The following is a 3,050-nucleotide window of genomic DNA, read 5'->3' as shown; positions in this document are numbered from 1 at the left end:
GCGAACATGTGGCTTCTCAACGTAAGACCCACAGTGGACTTTACATGTCGGGCCAGTCACGGTGCAGTGAATACTCCGTGTCCCCGTCACCGTTATCATTCAGGTGCCAGCGCTGACCGGTGCGAATATCGGCCTTGCGCAGGCGCGGGTTCGGGTTATCCTTCTTACCCATCGTGGGGTCGTTCTTGCAGCCCCAGCGAGTGTCGTCGTAGCTGCAGTCACCTGCCACGCGTCCCACATCAACCCACCACACACGCACCAGCAACGGGTCACTGGTCGCCTGCGGGGTCACTTCCATCATCTGCCACGGGCCACCATCCACACGGAAACGAGCCGTGTAATGCACGGTCGCATACGCATGGAAGTTACCCGAACGCTGGTAGGCGTAGCTGGTATCCGTCTGCCTCGGACGCTCACGGGGGTAGGTGGTGACCGGTTTGCCAGCGGTGTAGTTAGTGGCAGTATCGCCGTTGCCGTACTCGATGACATAGGAGGAGGGCATGAGCTCAATTTCGACGTGTCCGGCGAGCATGTCTGCTTCGAGGCGGTAGGGGCCTCCGTCATCGACGTAGAAGTTGATCTGGTCGCCCTTGTAGACGTTGGGGTCGCCTTCTGCTCGGCCAGTGCCTGCGGGGTTGTTGTAGGACTGGTGCAGGGTCGGCTTGCCCGGCTCTAGCGACTGGGCGGCCTCAATGATTTGCGCCATCATTTGCTCCCAGGTGGGACCGTCGTTTGCCTTGGATTTAGTGTCCTGAACAGCCTTGATGTCTGAGGGGATGCAGTTAGCACTGGTGGGGCTCTTCAGTCCCATTGCTGGGCGACCGCGGTCCATGAATCCTGCATCAGTTTCCGGGCTGAGGTTGGTGTGTTTGTATATACCGACTTTTCCTCCCGGGGTTACACAGTAAAGGACACCGGGGTTATTTTTGGAGGAGTAGACATCAAAACCATTGGGGTTGTGGCTCTTTTCCCACTCATGGACTTGGGGTGCAATCGAAGCTTGCTCTTGGCGTTTTGTACTACCTCCGGAAGTATCATGCCCATCGTCTCTCAAGCCCACATCCTCTGACTCCGTCTGATCCTTCGGTACAAATATCTGTTCACAGACACTGGCAGAGTTTGGGTTCGTAGCTGCGCACTCTGAATATGAATTGAAGGGTGCTTCTCCTGCATAGGACACAGTCTGGGATATAAATAGTGGTAAAGATGCTAGAAGAATCGCAAACTTGTGACCTCGCATTATTGCTCCTTGCTGACTTTCTTTAGTCCGTTGATAAGCCAGCTACCGTCTGCATAAATTAGAGAAAGATTCCACTTATTGTTATCTACTTCGCGATTTTCTCGACTCTCCCAGCTGCCGTCTGGCTGAACGTACATGACGGAATTCCACTTGCGGTAGACCCTCCAGGTGTAGGTTGTTCCATCTTCTGAATAGGGTGCCCCATCTGCTACAAATTCATTGTGCCCATCAATGATCCAACCACCTTTTTGATATAAGCTGCTCATTTCATCATAGAAATTTATTTCTGATTTAAGTGATTGTGATACGTAACGTCGAACTTCAGTAAAGTTTCCTGTCTCGACGGCGTAATTACGCCAATTCGACCAAGCTCGAATGGTCTTCTCCAAACCAGAGATAGACTTCTCGCGGTAGCCCTCCTCCGGTGCAGGAGGCTTGGGCACATTCTGGGCAGGTCCCTGCCAGTCAGCCTTGCGGTATTCTCCATCGGGCGCCTTGGAGCCGCCCGAATAGCCTCGAACAGTAGACGGGGTGGCGCTCGCAGAGGGTGACTCCGATGCTGCCGCAGACGCCGAAGCGGTATCACTCGGCGCAGCGGAGGCGGTGGCTACCGCCTCGTTATTTGCCTGCTGGCCACACGCCGCAAGCAGGGCACCAAGGCCCACAAGTGCGCCGCTACCCAACAGGGTACGGCGGTTGAAAATGGTCGAATCCATAGAAGATACGCTCCTATCATCGGTGACGGTGTGATATATGTGCATGTCAGGCCGTTATTCGCAGGTTAAGCTGACCACCGGAAGGAAAACAGCCCCGTAGCGCACCCAACAAACGCATCAATGCGTTATGGAACACTACAGTTACCACCCTACCGCATCTTTGTGTCTATTTGCGTTGCTTTGAGTGCAATAGTATCTGAACGTCATTATTCGGACACATCAATGCTTTATGCATCAAATAAATCTACACTCGCGGAGGCCCCGCCCCTGCAGAATTTTGTGCCATGGTTTAGTGTCTTCGACCATGGTTTTTAACTACGACCAAAGACACTAACCTATGGCACAAATCCGCAACTCATGACCGGATCCCCATCTGTGACAGGTGGGCGGGCTACACGGCGAGCGCGTACATGTCGCGGAGGGCCTCTTCTGCCTCGTCGAGGGCATATCCGCTCTGGCAGAGAGCGTCGCAGCCGTTACCGTAGCGGAGGCCGGCGAGGAACTCGCGGTCGGTCACCTCCGGCAGGTACACCATGAGGTATTCGCCGTTGTCAGTGAAGAAGTCGTCAATGTTGGCGGCGTCCTGACCGGAGTAGAAGGCGCGGAAGTCTTCGTCATTGTAGTAACCAACCGTGTACATGAGGGGCTCCTTTGGTCGCTCGGCGGAGTGGGTGAGAACGCGTCGTTGTTCTCTACCACCAAGGTACGGGGCACCCCTGACAAGATAAGGGGCTGCACCGCCCGTGCCGGAGAAAATGCACAAAAATATTGCGTGACGAGGGGTTTTCTGGAGGCGCACTCCCCTGCCAGACTCCCCCGCCGTGCGGAAGATTAGGCGCGGACGGGCTTGCCTCCTGTGCGGCGTTGCCCCGCCTCCCACACACCGGGCGGAAATTCGGTCATGGGTTACGGACTTCGACCATGGGTTAGTGACTCTGGGCTGGGGTTTTAACCCCCACCAAAGTCACTAACTCATGACCGAAAATCGGTGCTGTGCAGAGGGAGTAATTTACACGGCGGGTAGCTGGCTGTTTCGATAGGTTAGTGTCTTCGCCCCTCCCCTATGAACGGCGAAAAGCCACATGTGTTTCGAG

Annotated in this window: 3 protein-coding genes; all 3 read right to left on the bottom strand. The window is 55.1% G+C overall.

All coding sequences use genetic code 11. The features are described from left to right. Nucleotides 1-40 precede the first annotated feature (40 nt). The gene (locus HMPREF2710_RS05505; protein WP_246824535.1) at nucleotides 41-832 is read right to left on the bottom strand and encodes a hypothetical protein; all 792 of its coding nucleotides are present in this window, start codon (nucleotides 830-832) and stop codon (nucleotides 41-43) included. A gap of 407 nt (nucleotides 833-1,239) precedes the next feature. Then, nucleotides 1,240-1,956 (bottom strand): DUF6318 family protein, encoded by a 717-nt coding sequence (locus HMPREF2710_RS05500; protein ID WP_070599964.1) that lies wholly within the window; start codon nucleotides 1,954-1,956, stop codon nucleotides 1,240-1,242. Between the two features lie 391 nt (nucleotides 1,957-2,347). After that, nucleotides 2,348-2,596, bottom strand: a complete 249-nt coding sequence (locus HMPREF2710_RS05495; RefSeq protein WP_005505891.1) for a hypothetical protein — start codon at nucleotides 2,594-2,596, stop codon at nucleotides 2,348-2,350. Between the last annotated feature and the right edge of the window lie 454 nt (nucleotides 2,597-3,050).

Source organism: Rothia sp. HMSC069D01 (assembly GCF_001810135.1).
Taxonomy (GTDB): Bacteria; Actinomycetota; Actinomycetes; order Actinomycetales; family Micrococcaceae; genus Rothia.
This window is presented reverse-complemented; position numbering and strand designations above follow the sequence as displayed.